Source organism: Pseudarthrobacter sp. PvP004, from assembly GCF_017876035.1.
In the GTDB taxonomy this organism is placed as follows: Bacteria; Actinomycetota; Actinomycetes; order Actinomycetales; family Micrococcaceae; genus Arthrobacter; species Arthrobacter aurescens_A.
On record NZ_JAGINL010000001.1, the window covers coordinates 2,746,338 to 2,762,563 of the forward strand.

Here is a 16,226-nt window from a genome sequence, read left to right on the forward strand (position 1 = left end):
CACCGCTGCGGCACCTCAGCGCGAGCTGAACGAACCCGCTCAGGCGTGTTCGTCGTCGTACGCTGCTTCGTCGAGATTCGCTTCGCGGAGCTTCTGGCGGCGTTCCAGCCACGGCCCCACTGCGTAACCAATCACGACGCCGATGCCCACTTCGGCGGCCAGCCAGACCGCCGTCCACAGCGGGTGGGGTCCGATTTCCGTGAGCCGTCCAATGCCGGCGGAACCGCGCGCGATCCATGCCAAGGCCCCGGCAAGAAGCCCGGCAACGGCGCCAATGAACGCGCCCAGGAACAGTGTGGAAACGGTGGCTGTGAACCAGCGGGCTTTGATCTTGATGGAAAGCCACTCGTCAAAGTGGTTCTCGCCTTCGCGCAGGAACCACCAGCCCGCCAGGATCCCGGCGACGACGGGCAGCGCGAGGGCCATTGCACCGAACTCGAGCTGTCCTGCAGGAAGTGCGCCAAGGACCGGTACGGCTGGAAGTGGTCCCACCGCGGTGCCCAGCGGACCCGCGGTGGAACCGATACCGAGCGAGAATCCGGCGCCGGTGGACCAGGACAGGGCAAAAATGACCAGGTTGGGCAGGAAGCCGAGCTGCGCGATGGTGAGTACGGCTCCGCCCAAGGCACCGGCTTGGATACCTTCGTAGACGGCGATAATGTCCGTCCAATGCCACACGATGGTCACGGCCAGGAGCAGTGCGGCCAAGCAGACGGCAGCCATCGTCGCTACGAAGCCAGCCTTCAACGCCGAGCCCACATACGAGCCCGCCCACCGGGAATGCTGGCTGGTCTTCGCGAGCCAGGCGACGGCGTCGACGCCGATCAGGCGGCTCCACGAGCCCGCCTCACGTCGGGCGCCCACGATCATGCCGAGGCCGAACGAGATCAGCGGAATGGTCATAGCGAACCAAAGGTTGATGACAACCTCCGGGGTTCGGCAGACGAAGCCGGTCGCCGTGCCGAATGCTGCATAGACCACGAACGCGCCAAGGAACGCCTGCCACAGCTGGTCTGTGTACGAGGCCCGGGCAAGTCGGCGGCCCGCCCGCCATGCGAGCAGGAACGGTATAAGCGTCAGGCCGAGCGGAATGAGCGACAGCAAACCCGAACCGGGTTGGGCCGCAGTGCCGAGGTTGACGTGCGCCAGTTCCAACGGGACACCGTGGATCAACAGCCAGGCTTGCCCGGCCAAGCGCGCCAAGGCGTCTACGTTCCGGTTCTGGAACCCGTCGGTGGCCCACACCCCCACCAGGGGCAGGACCACAACAATGGCTGAAATGAACGCTGCCTGAGCCGCTTCCAAACCACCCTGCAGCCAAAGGGGCATCGGGAGGCCACGGTTTCCGGTCTGATCAGCGCGCAGTTTCATCGTGATCTATCGTGCCACGGTGCGCAGCACTCCCCCGGCAGGCGCCCCTGAAATACCGCGAATTCCAGCGCTTTTTGCCATGGGCCGCCGTAAAATTGGAGGTGTTCTCCCGGGACGGAGCCCTCAATGACCTCCTCAGCTCCGCCCAGCCCTGCGCAGACTTTGAAAGGCCCGGAAACAATCGAAGCCGGGAACTAGGAGCGGCCAATGGATAGGTGTCACAACTAACAACAGAAAGTCGTACTAGCAGCTGGTGCAGCCGCCTTGGATTCTCTCCATAGGCTGCACCAGCCTTCTTTTGTGTGCTCGCCCTTAGTTCCCTCGCCGAGGGGTTAGCTCTCAGCACTTTGAGGGGTTGGATCCCGCGCCGAGGGGTTAGCTCTCAGCACTTTGAGGCCAACTTACTGCCGAGAGCTCGCCCCTCGGCGACAAGGGTTAATGCTCGACAGCGGGTGGCCGCCTTAGTGCCGAGAGCTAACCCCTCGCGAAGAAGTCCACGCCCGACACGTACTCCATGGCTTTCACGAACTTCGGATCCCCAGCGCGGGCATAGGCCTCTTCCCCAGTGAGCTCAGCAACGCGGCTGTGGATCCACCAGAGATTCCCCAGCGGATCGCGAACCCGGCCCACTTCTTCGCCCCAGAACATTTCGGTCATGTTCGTAACCGCCGTGGCACCGGCGGCGAGTGCGGCAGCGAAGGTGGCATCGCCGTCGTCGACGTAAACGCGGAGGAAAGCCGGAGTCGGAGGCCAGTCAGGGCGCGAGTCGAAGGCCAGGACGTTCGAGTCACCGATTTTCGCCTCAGCGTGCCCAATAGAGCCGTCCTCCATGGGCACGCGAAACGCTTCCTGGGCGCCGAAAGCAGCAGTGATGAAGTCGAGGAGCTCGGGAGTGCTGCGCGTAATGATCCACGGTTCCACTGATCGGTACCCTGCCGGAACGGCACGGATTCCGTCGGCCCGGACCAGCGGGGCCATTGCCTTGACCTCGTCCGGGACCGGCGCATCGGGTTGGCCCGTCATGTGCCGGCGGAGGGACTCCACTGCGTATTCCATGCCCGCCGTGTACTCGGGAGCCTCCCAACGGCTGGCGGCTTCGTCGTCCGACACGTCCTCCATGTGCGACATGATCCACCAGACGTTCCCCAGCGGGTCCTGGATGCGGGCGCCTCTGTCACCCCAAGCGCTGTTGTCGAGGACCGAAACGATGGTTGCGCCCGCCGCGAGGGCGGCGTGGAAGGCGGCATCGGCGTCGTGCGTGTAGAGGCGGAGGTACGACGGCGTTGCGGGCCAATGCGGTCGGCTGTCGAAAGCGAGGACTACTGAGTCGCCAATCCGCGCCTCCGCGTGCCCAATGCTGCCGTCCTCACCGACGACGCGGTCGATCTCCTCCGCTCCGAACGCTGCCGTGATGAACTCGAAGAGGGCGTTGGTGTCCCGGGTGATAAGCCAGGGGCTGATGCTGGAGTAGCCTGTGGGAACTGTACTGATGCTCGGGTTTGCCGCAGTCATGTCCGTGTCCTCGTGGTGGGGGTTCAGTGGTTTCAGGCTACGACTGGTTGAGGTCAGGATGCGTCCGCTTTACTCCCGTCGAGGGGCGGGATCTCGGGACTTTGGAGCTCGCTTTCGGTCGAGATCCAACCCCTCGCGCCTACCCTGCTATAGCTGCGGACCGTAGATGAACTCCTTGGCATGGTTGACGGCCTTCTTGAAGGCGTCGTTGCGGAGCGTCACTTGCTCGCGGCTGGCTCCGCTGCTGGGTTCCATAAACGTTGTGGGGCCGGGGCGGAGCATCCAGATATCGCCGGCGGGCGGCAGGTAGAACACACCGAAGGAGCGGTGCTCGGGGTCATCGGTCCAAATCGGCACGACAGCCACCGCAGCCCCGGTGTCCGGGTTGATCCACTGGGCGCGGGGCATGGGCTGTTCGTGGACTTCGGGATCCAGGAACGGGGCCGTCCCTCTCCCCCAGCGTTTCTCGAACCGTTCGTAGAACGCGGGGATGATGTGGCCGTCGTACGGACGCCAAGCGCTCATGAATTTCTCCTTCGGGTTCTTAAGGGCGATGGTTCCCAGCGTGCTGGTCCAAACGAAAGCGGGGACTGTTCGGGTCCCGAAGCCCCAGGCTCAGACCGGTGGAAGCGCACTTTCAGCGGCGTTCCGCCCGTGCCGCCGGGCGTCCGCCGCGCACTGTCGTATGCCGCCCGCTTCCCTGGGTCCGACAAAACGACGTACGCCTGCATGATGGCGTGCAGTTCCTGGAGGTCGGCCGCGGAGGTGGTGTCGCCGTCGTCGACCTTTTGGCGTGTGTCCGGGTGGTGGGTCCGTAGCAGCGTGCGGTAGGCGCGGGTGATCTCCCGGGCCGTCGCGTCCGGCGACACGTGGAGAGTGGCGTAGTGGTCAGGTTGGGTGCTCAATGCTGTTCCGGTTTCCTGCTGCGGGTTGGCGATGGCCCCCGGCCTGGACCGGGGGCCATCAATCGGGAGACGACGGGCGGGGGTCGCTTTCATGTGCGCTAAAAAACGCTGTGACGTGGCGCGAGGCCTGCGCCCAACTATTCCGATGCGGCCGCCTCCGTTGTTCCCGGCTGGCGCCCTGCCGGTTGGCCACCCCGGGTGAGCCTTCCGGCAGGGCGGACGGGATTAGGCGTTGATTTCCTGCCTCTGCCCATTGGATTGGATCTCGATGCGCCGCGGCTTGGCCTTTTCGGCGACGGGGATGCGGAGTGTGAGTACCCCGGCGTCGTAGCTGGCCTGGACGCCGTCGGTATCCAAGGTGTCACCAAGGATGAGTTGGCGGCTGAAGACGCCTTGGGGGCGCTCGGCGGCGATCATTTCGGTGTTCTCTCCCGCGGGCGACTTGCGTTCGGCCTTGACCGTGAGGACGTTGCGTTCGACGTCCAGGTCAACGGTCTGGGGATCCACCCCTGGCAGATCGAAGGCAACAACGAATTGTCCGTCCTCCTGCCATGCATCCATCGGCATTCCGGCCGGGCGTGCTGTTGTGCCAAAAACCTGTTGGGCGAGCCTGTCGAATTCGCGGAACGGGTCAGTGCGCATCAGCATTTGGTTCTCACTCCTTTGGTCTTGATGCTGATTCTGTTGTTCGTACCAGCCTGCTCGATCCTGCTCGATCTGTGATGGCTGGTATAGATTTTTTATAGCACCGGTGAGAGAGTGGATGCAAGTAGTTTTCTGGAGGATTTTTGGAGGTTCTTGATGGCAGCTTCGGATGGTCAGACTGCCGCTGAAGAGTACGACGGCGGACTGGCGGCTTCTGGTGCGGACGGCACCTCTGGCGCGGGCCTGGGTGCGCGCGGCGTCTACGCGATCTCGGTAGCTGCGGAGCTCGTAGGCACAGGGCAGCAGAACATCCGGCAATACGAGCGCAAGGGCCTGCTCACCCCGGACAGGACCGACGGCGGCACGCGCCGCTACAGCGAAAGTGACCTTGCGACGCTGCGCAGGATCGGGGTGCTGTTGGATGAGGGGCTGAACCTGGCCGGCGTGAAGCTGGTGCTGGAGTTAGAGGCTGAGAACCGGGGGCTGACGGAAGACAACAAGGGGTTGGCTGACGACAACCGCGGGCTACGAGAGGACAACCGGGGGCTGCGGAAGGACCTGAAGCGGGCGCGGGGTGGGGCTGAGGTTCAAGCCGCTGGGCCTGGCACATACCGGGAAAGCCCGGAAATGTTCACGGACACTGCAAACGACTGAACGACCGGCGGCGAGAACCACGTTGCTACTTCGACAGTAGTCAATAGAGGATGGAGTGTCGTGCACTCGCCCGGAGATCACGACGGCGCACGGAAGAAGTGAGACATGGCAAATCTAAGTCCCGCACTAGTGGACGTTGCGAGCAGACCTGAAACAGTGATATTCGTCGGTTCTGGAATATCGGTATGGTCCGGGCTTCCTACATGGCGCCAGCTGATTGAGCAGCTCATTGCCCGACTCGACTACCTGAACCAGTCGACCGACCTGGTAAAACGCGAGTTATATAACAACGACCTTCTTCAAGCCGCCAGTTACGGACTTGATAAGCTTACTCAGCAGCAAAAAACAGAATTCCTACGGGAGGCCTGCCGATCAGCGGAGCCGTCAGAAATTCATGAGCTCATCATGTCGTGGGGCAACTCCTGCTACATGACTACAAATTATGACACGCTTGTTGAACAAGCTCTCCGCCGTCACCGTTCAGGAGAAGTTTTTGACGTTGTTACACCTTCTCAAGATTGGGAAGTAGCCAATCTACTGCAGGCCAGAGCAGCACGCTTTATCTTCAAGCCACACGGTGATATTGGAGACACTGCCAAAGTTGTATTAACCCGCGAAGACTACAGCAACCTCAAGAATTTAAGGAGCAACGTATTCAATGCCTACCGCATGCTCCTAGCGAGCCGACCTGTTATATATATCGGCTTCGGACTTCGTGACCCAGATTTCCTTCTCCTGAAGGAAAGTATCGCGTCGGACTTTGGCGGCTCGCCGCAGGATCACTACGCGATAATGCCTGATGTTACCGGCGATGAACAGGACTATTGGCGTCGCAACTACGGTATTCACCTTGTCTCTTACGAAACGGATACCGGTGCAAAAAACACAGGTGATCGTCACAAGCCCCTTTTGCGCTTGCTTGAAGAGGTAGGAACTCGCCTCACAACCGCGAAGACTTCTTCAATGCAAGGAACTTCCCATGCGGGAGCTCCGAATGACGAAGTGCCGAAGGGTGACGACGCACTTGCCCTGGCTAGACATGCTCGGCTACTTCGCAGCCGCTACCGCGGCGACGCCAGAACCCCCCCTGAAGAGACCCTCCCCATCACCCTGACCTGCGACAGGAACCTTGAGTCCCCCGATCCTCTCCGGGGTTTACACGGCCGAGTCGCCCCGGAGGCTCTTTCAAGCTTCTCGGGAAAGTGCATCATGGACGGAGCTCCCGGTGCAGGAAAAACGTTTGCAGTCGAGAAGGCAGTAACCATGAGGGCCAAAGCCCTTGAAGACGTCTGTTTGGATTCTGCTGCGACAGTTAGCGACACACAGATCCCCGTTTATGCACCCCTGAACCAGTATGACGGCGACATAATGGAGTATTTGGAAGCTACCCTTCCAAACGATCTTTCTTTCAGACTGCTTTACGATGCTGGGCGACTTGCCATATTTCTAGATGCATATAATGAAATTCCAGCCCATCACTTGGAAAGCGGGAGAGCTGCTGAAGACATTCGTAGCCTCATTGATGCGGCTGGTGATAACACAATTGTCATTACGACCCGATTCGCAAGTGATCTTAAGGATCTCGGTCTTCCCAGTGCGCATCTCGAGTCAATCCACGAAGAGTATGTTATAGAACAACTCAAGAAGCGGGCACCAGACTCGACCTACCGGAATGCAAGCATTGTGCAGGTCTTTCAGCGACCGATGTTCTTCCAGCAGTTCATGCAAGGGGCTATCGACCCAAACAAGATAACAAATGTTCATGATGTGTACGCCCAATTGATGGAACACTACTCAGAACGCGCTTCACGCCAACTAAACACGGTAATTAAACTTGAAGAAATTCTATCATTTGTGGGTCATCAGATGATTGAGTCAGGAGACCTAACACTCAGCGTCACCGACCTTCATGTGCAGCTGAAAAGGTCCCTACCCTTGCAGGTATCCGCTAGTCAGCTTGTTTCTTGGCTCCTCAAAGAGCAGATACTAATCGCACTGCCGCGAAAAAGAGTCATCTTTTTCCACCATTCCCTGCCGGAGTACTTCGCTGCTCATCGCCTTTCAAGCCTCTACGCATCTGATGCCTCAGCGCCTGAAGCTTGTTTCGGTAAGCGGAGGTGGGACCAAGCCCTCTTATTGACTCTTGGCTTCTTGCAACAAGACGATGCTGAAAAGCTAATGGAGCGTATCTTCGAGGTCGATACAAGGATGGGTTTGCGTAGTCTTAACTACATAGAAACAGACAGAGTGACTTGGACAAACCATGCACTCCAGATTCTAGTGAAGAAAAATGAGTCGACCGACAGGACCGACCCGCTATACCTTATTGGCGAATTCGGGGGACTATTAGTCACCCAGGATTCGCTACCCCAACTCTGGGAAGTAGCTAAATCGGGCGATTCGATAGGGGGTTTGGCGGCAGGAAAAATATGGTGTTTGGGCAACTCGGAAGATCAAGCTATTCTCAAAAAACAAATTTCTACGTGCTTAGATTATAACTACCTCACCCAGTTCTTAGGGAACATTTCCGATTCACTATCCGAGGATGAAGCTCTCTCCTTCCTAAGCGAGGCTAGTTCCATCACCCCCACAGAAGAAGGCATCTTTCCTGAGGATGATGAGCTCACGGCGGTTGTCTCTGCCGTCTCTATGGTTCTGCGGGAAGTTCCTATTGTAGATGTCATTTGTGCAAACGAGTGTTTGGACCGGTCAACGACCATCACCGACAGAATTGTCGTAGATCGCTGCAGCTCGGACAGTTCTACCCAAGCCCTGAAGTTTCTTGTGGAAGCGGTGGTACGCAAAGTACGTGGGGCTCAGTTCTCGCTCTACCTACAATTGATGTATCACACGCCTGCCGCGAAGTCTCTTGAACTCCTCCACAATGAGCTTCTCGCTGCAGAATTGCTCTCAAATTTCGAAGATAAGTGGGCGCGCAGGTGCATTTGCAGGATCGTCGAATTAGTCCCGATGTGGTCGAATCATTTACCTTCGCTGAACGATTGTGACGATGCACTAGAAGTTGCTACTTGGCAGCATATTCGCGGTGACCGAATCGGCTTCATGAAGACGCTGCAGGACTTGCCTAGTGGTAATTCTTCGTGGAGTCAGAAGGCGTTGGATCTTTTAGGCAGCTGTGAGGTGGACTGGACCGGTAACGAAGATTTGTTCGTTCATCTTGTTTACGGTGTCGATTTTGAGTTGTCAGCGGCAGTAGCCGAGACTGCTAGCTTTCACGATTTTTCGGAGGCTCCTGCGATGCAACGTCCCTCAATCCCAAACCTCCGGGAATTTCTGGACCGCGTTTCTGACTGGGGCTGGGATCAATGGGAAAAGAGGCAAAATGCGGCCATGATCACCTCGCATATGGTCGATGACGATGGTCGAAGCCAGCTCATCGAGATTTTGGGAACTGGTCGTTCCGAAGTTCGCAGGTTGGTCGCGCATGAAGTTCTGGCAAAGGTTCCCGGATTCACACTCGATCAGGTACCCGCTGAGACTGTTGATTGGCTTATCAGCGATCTCGGCAAGGACAATCGCTTTTCCTTCATTCCCAATATTCTTGGGACGGCATCTGAAAAGCTAGTTTCAGAGAAGCTTCTGCCACTATTGTTGGAGGATTTAGCGCCTCGAGTGCGACTGGAGCTTCTTGAAATACTCCGGGATTCGGGCCGTAGGAACGACCGGAGGTACGTGGATAAAAAAGGAGAACTGTTGCTCTAATGACCGTGTGGGCATCACGGACCCACATGGTCTCGTTAAGCTACTTTGCACGATAGTGCTGGGGCTGTGTTTAGCGACTTGATTACAGAACCGCCGTGATACCGCCCCAGCCCGTGCCCACACGCTTCGCTGATGGCAATGCGTATCCGCCTTCGCCGGAGAACAGCCAGAGCTCGTCGGCTGAGTTCCGCGCCAAGATGTCCTCGCGTCAGTCGCCGTCGAAGTCGCCAGGGCCAAGTAGGGCATCCATTGCGTTCCAGCCCTGCCCGATTGCTGCCGAGGCAGCCAGCCGCTGCTTCCCATGGGCGGTAGAGCCACAGGGCACCTGCACTGTCGCGGGCTGCCAGATCGGTCACGCCGTCGCCGTTTAAGTCGCCGACAACGGTACTATCGGACATCTCTGCCCAGCCCGAGCCCACCCACATGCGGGGCAACATCCACCCTTGCCGTCACAGATAAAGCCACAGCGTACTGACACGGTCGCGCCCCACAACGTCACCAAAGCCGTCGCCGAAGAAGTTGATGGGTTCGATTGCGCTCATGCCTCCCATCCCTACCCCACTTGGATGCGCGAGAACCAACCGCCTTCCCGTTACCCAGGTACAGCCACATGGTCCCCGCGGAATCGCGTGCCACCAGGTCGGCTTTCGAGTCCCCGTTGAAGTCGCCGGGCGCAATCATGGCGGTCATGGCGTTCCAGCCCTGCCCCACTTGGCCACGCTGAAGCCAGCCGCCGGGTCCGTTGCCCGGGTACAGCCAAAGAACACCGGAGAAATCGTGAGCCAGGACATCGGGGAACGAATCACCGTTGAAGTCATTCCTGACAGGCGCTGAAACAGAGCCGACGATCACGGACACCGAGGCACTGTTGCTGTTGGAGAGGCATTCCCGGCCAGTGGTGGGGTTGACCGCCGCATCAACAGGCTCCTGCCCGGAGAAGACGGCCGTTGCGGTGTTGATCCCCTCAACAACATTCACTTCCCTGCCGCCCAAGAGCGCGTAGGCCTTGTTGCTTGCGGAGTTGACCACTATGTCCCGGATTCGGGTAGGGGTCCGCTGCTCGGCGACCTGAGTGAGCGTTGAGGCGTTGTTGACTTTCACAAAGGCGTCAAGAGAGAGGTGCTGTCCGCCGCCACCTAGACGGTTTTGGTTATAGGGTTCACGGCCAATTTTCCCACCTTGTTGTCGGTTGGAACCGAGACCGTGACCTTGTCCGTGGTGCCATTGATCACAGTGCTGCGACAACAGACCCCCACCTGTTAACCAATTCTTCCCCCACAAGCCACCCGTTCGAACCCACAAAGCCAACCACCGCGACCACCGTTGTAGGCGTGAGGATCGCAATCGTCGCCGAATCATTCCTGCCACTGATGAATGGGGTAACCCATTCGATACTGCGGGTGCTGGAGCATCTGCAGGAGCGCGGAGATGAGGTGATGGTGATCGCGCCGTCGACGTCGGACACTGATGTTTCGAGCGTCGAGAAGGGTGCGTATGTGCACCGGCTTCCTTCGGTGCCGCTGGCCGGTTACACGAATGTGCGGGTTGCGTTGGGTGGTGTGAATCGGGTCAAGCGAATCCTTGCCGATTTCTCCCCCGACGTTGTTCACCTCGCTTCCCCGTTCGTCCTCGGCTGGCGCGCCGTGCAGGCCGCCCATCAGCTGGGCATCCCCACCGTCGCGATCTACCAAACAGAGGTCCCCAGCTACGCAGCCCGCTATGGCGTGCCGTTCCTGGAGAACTGGGCCTGGAACCGTGTGGACAACATCCACCTTCTGGCCACCCGAACCCTTGTGCCGTCTACGTTCGCGCTGAACCAGTTGCGCGGGCGCGGCATCCTGCGCGTGGATATGTGGCGTCGCGGTGTGGATACGGCGCGCTTCAACCCCGCAAAACGCTCGACGGCGTGGCGCAGATCGGTAGCGCCGGATGGTCACCGCATCATCGGCTACGTCGGCCGTCTCGCTGTTGAAAAGCAGGTTGAGGATCTCGCTGTGCTGGCCGATTTGCCGAACACCAAGCTGGTCAGCGTTGGCGATGGCCCGCAACGGGAAGCACTGCAAGCGGCCCTGCCGAACGCCCACTTTGCCGGTTTCCTCGGCGGCGAGGCACTGGCGCAGGCCGTCGCGAGCTTTGACCTCTTTGTCCATCCAGGCGAGTTCGAAACCTTCTGCCAGACCATCCAGGAAGCCATGGCATCGGGCGTTCCCGTGGTGGCGACCGGCCGTGGCGGCCCCTTGGATCTCGTGGAGAATTCGCGCACGGGCTGGCTGTATGAGCCCGGAAACCTTGCCCAGCTGCGCGGTTATGTGCAGGACCTGATTGGCGACGACGCCAAGCGCCGGGCGTTCGCAACGGCAGCAACCGCTTCGGTCCAGGGGCGGACATGGCCTGTCCTCAGCGCGGATCTGGTGCGCCACTACTACGAAGTCATCTCCGGCGTGCCCAGCGGAACAACCGGGCCCAGCGAATTCACCTCCAGCAAAGGACCCTCCTCATGAAGATCTCCGTGATCGGTTGCGGCTACCTCGGCGCTGTCCATGCAGCGACGCTCGCTTCGATGGGCCACACCGTGGTGGGCATCGACGTCGACTCTTCCAAGGTTGAGCAGCTCAACAAGGCGATGGCGCCCTTCCACGAGCCCGGTCTGGACGAGCTCCTCAAAGACGGCCGCACCACGGGCCGCCTCGTTTTCACCACGGACTTCGCCGCTGCTTCCGATGCCCAGGTGCACTTCCTTTGCGTCGGTACCCCGCAGTCCAAGACATCCGATACAGCCGACCTCTCCTACCTCATGGGCGCTACGAAGAGCCTCCTGCCGCACCTGGCCAAGGGTGCCGCCGTCGTCGGTAAATCAACGGTGCCGGTTGGCACGGTGGAAACGCTCCGCGCGGTTCTGGCCCGACGCTCGGACGTGCTGCTCGGCTGGAACCCTGAGTTCCTGCGCCAGGGCACGGCCGTCAAGGATTCCCTGGTTCCCGATCGCCTGGTTTATGGCGTTCCCGGCGGCAAGGGCGCCGCCGCCGGAGCCCCCGTTACCGCCGTGTTGGACTCCGTGTACGAGCCGCTGATCTGCGCCGGCATCCCGCGTCTGGTCTGCAATTTTGCGACGGCGGAGCTGATCAAGTCGGCGTCGAACGCCTTCCTGGCCACAAAGGTCAGCTTCATCAATGCGATGGCTGAGCTGTGCGACGCGTCCGGCGCTGACGTGAGCGAGCTGAGCGAGGCGATGGGCCTGGATCCGCGCATCGGCAACCGGTACCTGCATGCCGGGCTCGGCTTCGGCGGCGGCTGCCTGCCCAAGGACATCCGCTCTTTCCGTGCCCAGGCGCGCGAACTCTCTGTGCCGTCCGTGGATGAGTGGATGGGCTTGGTTGATTCGGTGAACCTGGACCAGCGTTCCCGCGCCGTGGAGGTGGCCCGCGAAATGTGCCGTGGTTTCCTGTCCGGCCGCACGGTGACCATCCTCGGCGCCGCTTTCAAACCCGACACCGACGACATCCGCGACTCCCCCGCCCTGGACGTCGCCCAGCAACTCGCCGCAGCCGGCGCACACGTGACCGTCACCGATCCCAAAGCCATCAACAACGCTTGGATCCGCTACCCACAGATCCGCTTCGAAGCCTCCACCAAGCGCGCCCTCGAAGGCGCCGAGCTGGTCCTGCTGCTCACCGAATGGGACGAATACGTGTCGCTTTCGCCTTCTGAAGTCGGTGCGTTAGTACGACGCCGGATGGTGCTGGACGCTCGCAACGTACTGGACGCTGAGGCCTGGCGGAGTGCGGGGTGGACCGTCCGCGGGTTGGGGACGGGCGCTTCGGTTGTTGCCGCGGAGAACGGCGAGGCGAAGCGCGCGGATAGGAAGAAGCACGCGGCACGCTAACCTGACTGAACCTCCTCCACATCTAGCGTCGGTGTCCCTTCGGGAGGACGATGTTGCCGACGGCTAGTTCGGAGGCTCCAATGCACGTGGTGGTAGTTCCAGGTATCAACGGCTCGGATGCTGACCACTGGCAGTCGCACTGGGAACGGTCCAGCACCGATTGGAAACGGATTGCTCCAGCTTCTTGGGATCAGCCAGAAGTCGACGACTGGGTTGCAGCTTTGGACGCGGCCGTGGGAGATACCAAACCCGTCTTGGTCACGCACAGCCTGGGCTGCCTTGTCGCTGCGCAGTGGAGTCTCGCGAACGCAGGCCGCGTGGCAGGGCTGTTTCTTGTAGCAGTCCCGGATCCTTTTGGCCCCAATTACCCTGAGAGTGGCCCTCGTTTCGGTGACGACTTGTACGGCCGCATTCCCATTCCAACCGTCCTGGTCACCAGCAGGAACGACCCCTATTGCACCCCCGAGCGTTCACGGGAGTTCGCAGACACGTGGGGTGCTTCCCAGATCGATATCGGTCCCCGTGGGCACATCAATTCAGCGAGCGGATTGGCGGACTGGCAGGAAGGACGCAATCTGCTGACGGCGTTTGCGGCAGGTCTCTCGGTGCAGGGTTAGCGCGCTGGGTCAGCCGGCGCCGCCCCTCCCGCACCGCACGTCTTCGGCTCAAACCCCTAGCCGGTCCCGAGGAGCACCTAATTTTCCTCGGGCAACCCCTAATTGCGTCGTATCTGCCACCTAGTAGCCGGTTTCTGACACCTAGTGCCGGAAACCGCCCATAGTCTCTTCATGTGCCTCTGGAGCGGGAGTCCCGGTGTCCGACGGGAGCCCCACCCGTTCCTGGCGTATGAGGCACAAAGGCACGGTCCCACCTGACAACCCCCGGGTGGGGCCGTGCCCAGCCGGAACGCTGTAAGTCGTCACAGGGGTTAACGAGAACGATTATTGATAATCTCGAACGAGTCGCCGCCAAGGAAAGCCGTTCATGAAACCCGCCACCAGTTCCGCAGAAACACCGCTCCTTACCGAGGAACTGGGCTCACCACCGGCCAGACCCAATCCGAAACTTCTGCTGTCCAGCCAGCTCATCTTCAACATCGGGTTCTATTCCGTGGTGCCGTTCATTGCACTCACTATGGCCAACGACTTCGCCATGAGCGCAGTTGCCATTGGCGTCGTCCTGGGAGCCCGGACCTTCGCTCAGCAAGGAATGTTCCTGGCGGGTGGCGCCATCTCGGACCGGTGGGGCGCCCGGTACACGATGGTTGCGGGGTGCATCGTCCGGGTGTGCGGCTACTTGCTCTTGGCCGCGGCCGACAATTTCAGCCTCTTTCTGGTGGGCGCAATCGTCACAGGGATCGGTGGAGCATTATTTTCGCCGGCGCTCGAGAGCCTGGTGGCAGCCGCTGAGGAACGGCGAGCGCCTTCCGGGAAGCACCGCCCCACCCTCTTCGCTTCGCTGGTGATCGTCGGTGAGTTCGGTGCAGTGGCAGGGCCGTTACTCGGAAGCCTCCTCTTGGGTTTCGGCTTCGAAGTGTCCCTTTACGTTGCCTCTGGGATCTTCGCGATCATGGCGTTGATCTTTTGGCGCTTCCTGCCACGTGACGGGAAGCGCGGACACGACCACCTCAAGTCGGTACCGAAACACCAGCTTTTGGCCTGCTTGCGGGATAAGCGCTTTGTGGCGTTCGCATGCTTCTTTAGTGTCAGCCTTTTGGCCCACAACCAGTTGTACTTCGGCTTACCGGTGGAGCTTCGACGCAGCGGACTCGACGCCGGTGCTCTCGGTTTCGTGTTCGCCTACGCGTCGCTGCTGACGGTCACCTTGCAGTGGCCGATCGCCAAGCTTATGCGCCGGTTCGGTGAACGCAATGCACTCACCTTGGGCCTGAGCCTGAAAGCCACCGGATTCGCAGCGGTCGCTGTGCTGGCTACCCAGCCACCCATCACAACCGTGCCGGTACTACCCGCTCTGGCTCTCGTCACCGGGCTCTGCCTTGGCAACATGTGTGCGACTCCTACGGCGATGAGGCTCGTTATGGACTTCGCCGGTGGCCGGCCGACCGGCGCCTACTACGGACTGCTCGCCAGTGGCGGCGGCGCCATGGTCCTTATCGGAAACACGGCCATGGCTCCTCTTTACGAGTTTGCTGACCAGTCGTCGACGGCGGCAGGCTCGCCATGGCTTTTCACCGGCGTTCTCGCTGTGGTCTCGGCTGTTGCGATTCGCCGATTCTTGCCGGTTGCAAACCAGGCCAAGGTGATCAGCTAGCGGCTGACCCTCAACCGGATGACCCTGTACGCAATGCCAACCGCGAACATCAGCACACCCAAAGCGGCAGACACAGGCGGCAAAGTGACAACAAGGACCACGCAGGCAATACCGCCCGCCACTTGCAGGAACTTCGGGTAGCGGCGGTCCTGGGACGGCTGCGTGTAGGCGGCGATGTTAGCCACCAAGTAGTAGAGCAGCACTCCGAATGATGAGAAGCCGATTGCGCCGCGGAGATCAGCCACCGCAATAATTACACAGATCACCACGGCTAGCGTGACCTCGGCACGATGCGGGACTTTATAGCGGGGATGTACTGCGGAGAGCCAGTGCGGCAGATCGTGTTCGCGGGCCATGGCCAGGCTCGTCCTTCCAAGTCCTGCGATGAGTGCCAGCAGCGCACCCAGAGAGGCTACAGCAGCACCAACGCGGACTACGGGCGCAACCCACGCCCAGGTGCCGGCACTCACGGCATCGGCCAACGGCGTCGGTGTAGCAGCCACGCCTTCGGGGCCCAGAGCCGCCAGCAAAGTAACCGCTATGGCAGCGTAGATGACAATGGTGATTCCCAAGGCAATGCCGATCGCCCGGGGTATGGTGCGCTTGGGCTCGCGGACTTCCTCACCCATCGTCGCGATCCTTGCGTACCCCGCAAACGCGAAGAACAACAGCCCCGCTGATTGCAGGATGCCGTACCAGCCGTGTGCCAACAGCCCCTCCCCCACGAAACTGCCGAAGTCAGGGCCTGAGCCACCCCAAACGGCTGCGACGGCAATCGACAGGGCAGCAAGCACAGCTATCACCAACACGCGGGTCAACCCGGCTGTGCGCGTCACCCCGTGATAGTTCACTGCGGTCAAAACCACGACGGCGGCAATCGCCACCGCACGTTCCCAACCTTGTGGTGCGGCATAGGCGGCGAAGGTCATGGCCATGGCCGCGGCACTCGCCGTCTTTCCGATGACGAATCCCCACCCGGCCAGAAACCCGGGCCAAGGGCCGAGTCGTTCACGACCGTATATATAGGTACCGCCGGAGGTCGGATACGCCGCAGCGAGCTGGGCTGACGACGTGGCATTGCAGAACGCGACGAACGCGGCCACTACCAAACCGATGAGCAGTCCTGATCCCGCGGCTGCAGCGGCTGGGGTGAAGGCTGCGAAAACACCGGCACCGATCATGGACCCTAAGCCGATCAGCGATGCGTCGAACGTGCCCAGTCGGCGGGCCAAAGCCGGAGATTTGCTCACGAAAACCCAGCC

Annotated in this window: 13 protein-coding genes and 1 pseudogene; 6 read left to right on the top strand and 8 right to left on the bottom strand. The window is 60.5% G+C overall.

The window, feature by feature from the left end; translation table 11 throughout:
* Window positions 1-39: 39 nt before the first annotated feature.
* From J3A64_RS12285 to J3A64_RS12305, 5 genes are all read right to left on the bottom strand, one after another.
* Window positions 40-1,371, bottom strand: coding sequence for a DUF6350 family protein (locus tag J3A64_RS12285; RefSeq protein ID WP_210064403.1), 1,332 nt, complete (start codon window positions 1,369-1,371; stop codon window positions 40-42).
* Window positions 1,372-1,845: 474 nt separating this feature from the next.
* A complete protein-coding gene (locus tag J3A64_RS12290; RefSeq protein ID WP_210064404.1) occupies window positions 1,846-2,883 on the bottom strand; it encodes a VOC family protein in 1,038 nt (345 codons plus the stop codon).
* A 147-nt stretch (window positions 2,884-3,030) separates the two neighbouring features.
* On the bottom strand, window positions 3,031-3,408 hold the full coding sequence (locus J3A64_RS12295) for a hypothetical protein (protein WP_011773922.1): 378 nt from the start codon (window positions 3,406-3,408) through the stop codon (window positions 3,031-3,033).
* Window positions 3,405-3,881 (bottom strand): J domain-containing protein, encoded by a 477-nt coding sequence (locus J3A64_RS12300; protein WP_210064405.1) that lies wholly within the window; start codon window positions 3,879-3,881, stop codon window positions 3,405-3,407. The genes J3A64_RS12295 and J3A64_RS12300 overlap by 4 nt, the downstream gene beginning before the upstream one ends.
* Window positions 3,882-4,013: 132 nt before the next feature.
* Window positions 4,014-4,436: an Hsp20/alpha crystallin family protein gene (locus J3A64_RS12305; RefSeq protein WP_011773920.1), complete on the bottom strand. Its 423-nt coding sequence runs from the start codon at window positions 4,434-4,436 to the stop codon at window positions 4,014-4,016.
* Window positions 4,437-4,589: 153 nt separating this feature from the next.
* On the opposite strand from J3A64_RS12305, the gene J3A64_RS23705 reads away from it, so the two are divergent.
* Both J3A64_RS23705 and J3A64_RS12315 read left to right on the top strand, forming a co-directional pair.
* Complete coding sequence (locus J3A64_RS23705; RefSeq protein ID WP_286176291.1) at window positions 4,590-5,087, top strand: MerR family transcriptional regulator; 498 nt, start codon at window positions 4,590-4,592, stop codon at window positions 5,085-5,087.
* A gap of 105 nt (window positions 5,088-5,192) precedes the next feature.
* Entirely contained in the window at window positions 5,193-8,810 is a 3,618-nt protein-coding gene (locus J3A64_RS12315; protein WP_210064406.1) for an SIR2 family protein, read from the top strand.
* A gap of 320 nt (window positions 8,811-9,130) precedes the next feature.
* Here the strand turns inward: J3A64_RS12315 and J3A64_RS24125 are convergent.
* Window positions 9,131-9,247, bottom strand: a pseudogene (locus J3A64_RS24125) (hypothetical protein); the annotation flags it as partial.
* A 58-nt stretch (window positions 9,248-9,305) separates the two neighbouring features.
* A complete protein-coding gene (locus J3A64_RS12320) occupies window positions 9,306-9,911 on the bottom strand; it encodes a VCBS repeat-containing protein (protein ID WP_210064407.1) in 606 nt (201 codons plus the stop codon).
* A 230-nt stretch (window positions 9,912-10,141) separates the two neighbouring features.
* Here J3A64_RS12320 and J3A64_RS12325 point away from each other — a divergent pair, with 230 nt between their 5' ends.
* From J3A64_RS12325 to J3A64_RS12340, 4 genes are all read left to right on the top strand, one after another.
* Window positions 10,142-11,311, top strand: coding sequence for a glycosyltransferase family 1 protein (locus J3A64_RS12325; protein ID WP_210064408.1), 1,170 nt, complete (start codon window positions 10,142-10,144; stop codon window positions 11,309-11,311).
* Window positions 11,308-12,693, top strand: coding sequence for a UDP-glucose/GDP-mannose dehydrogenase family protein (locus J3A64_RS12330; RefSeq protein WP_210064409.1), 1,386 nt, complete (start codon window positions 11,308-11,310; stop codon window positions 12,691-12,693). Before J3A64_RS12325 ends, J3A64_RS12330 begins: the two co-directional genes overlap by 4 nt.
* An 80-nt stretch (window positions 12,694-12,773) precedes the next feature.
* On the top strand, window positions 12,774-13,310 hold the full coding sequence (locus tag J3A64_RS12335; RefSeq protein WP_286176292.1) for an alpha/beta hydrolase: 537 nt from the start codon (window positions 12,774-12,776) through the stop codon (window positions 13,308-13,310).
* Between the two features lie 367 nt (window positions 13,311-13,677).
* Window positions 13,678-14,964: an MFS transporter gene (locus J3A64_RS12340; RefSeq protein ID WP_210064411.1), complete on the top strand. Its 1,287-nt coding sequence runs from the start codon at window positions 13,678-13,680 to the stop codon at window positions 14,962-14,964.
* On the opposite strand, the gene J3A64_RS12345 is transcribed toward J3A64_RS12340, so the two are convergent.
* Window positions 14,961-16,214 carry an APC family permease gene (locus J3A64_RS12345; protein ID WP_210064412.1) on the bottom strand — a complete coding sequence of 418 codons (1,254 nt, stop codon included), beginning with the start codon at window positions 16,212-16,214 and terminating at the stop codon, window positions 14,961-14,963. The two genes, J3A64_RS12340 and J3A64_RS12345, sit on opposite strands and share 4 nt — an antisense overlap.
* Window positions 16,215-16,226: the final 12 nt, after the last annotated feature.

Excerpts from the sequence above, each read along its gene's own strand:
- J3A64_RS12285 (WP_210064403.1), bottom strand. The coding sequence starts at position 1,371 with ATGAAACTGCGCGCTGATCAGACCGGAAACCGTGGCCTCCCGATGCCC.
- J3A64_RS12290 (WP_210064404.1), bottom strand. The coding sequence starts at position 2,883 with ATGACTGCGGCAAACCCGAGCATCAGTACAGTTCCCACAGGCTACTCC.
- J3A64_RS12295 (WP_011773922.1), bottom strand. The coding sequence starts at position 3,408 with ATGAGCGCTTGGCGTCCGTACGACGGCCACATCATCCCCGCGTTCTAC.
- J3A64_RS12300 (WP_210064405.1), bottom strand. The coding sequence starts at position 3,881 with ATGAAAGCGACCCCCGCCCGTCGTCTCCCGATTGATGGCCCCCGGTCC.
- J3A64_RS12305 (WP_011773920.1), bottom strand. The coding sequence starts at position 4,436 with ATGCTGATGCGCACTGACCCGTTCCGCGAATTCGACAGGCTCGCCCAA.
- J3A64_RS23705 (WP_286176291.1), top strand. The coding sequence starts at position 4,590 with ATGGCAGCTTCGGATGGTCAGACTGCCGCTGAAGAGTACGACGGCGGA.
- J3A64_RS12315 (WP_210064406.1), top strand. The coding sequence starts at position 5,193 with ATGGCAAATCTAAGTCCCGCACTAGTGGACGTTGCGAGCAGACCTGAA.
- J3A64_RS12330 (WP_210064409.1), top strand. The coding sequence starts at position 11,308 with ATGAAGATCTCCGTGATCGGTTGCGGCTACCTCGGCGCTGTCCATGCA.
- J3A64_RS12335 (WP_286176292.1), top strand. The coding sequence starts at position 12,774 with ATGCACGTGGTGGTAGTTCCAGGTATCAACGGCTCGGATGCTGACCAC.
- J3A64_RS12340 (WP_210064411.1), top strand. The coding sequence starts at position 13,678 with ATGAAACCCGCCACCAGTTCCGCAGAAACACCGCTCCTTACCGAGGAA.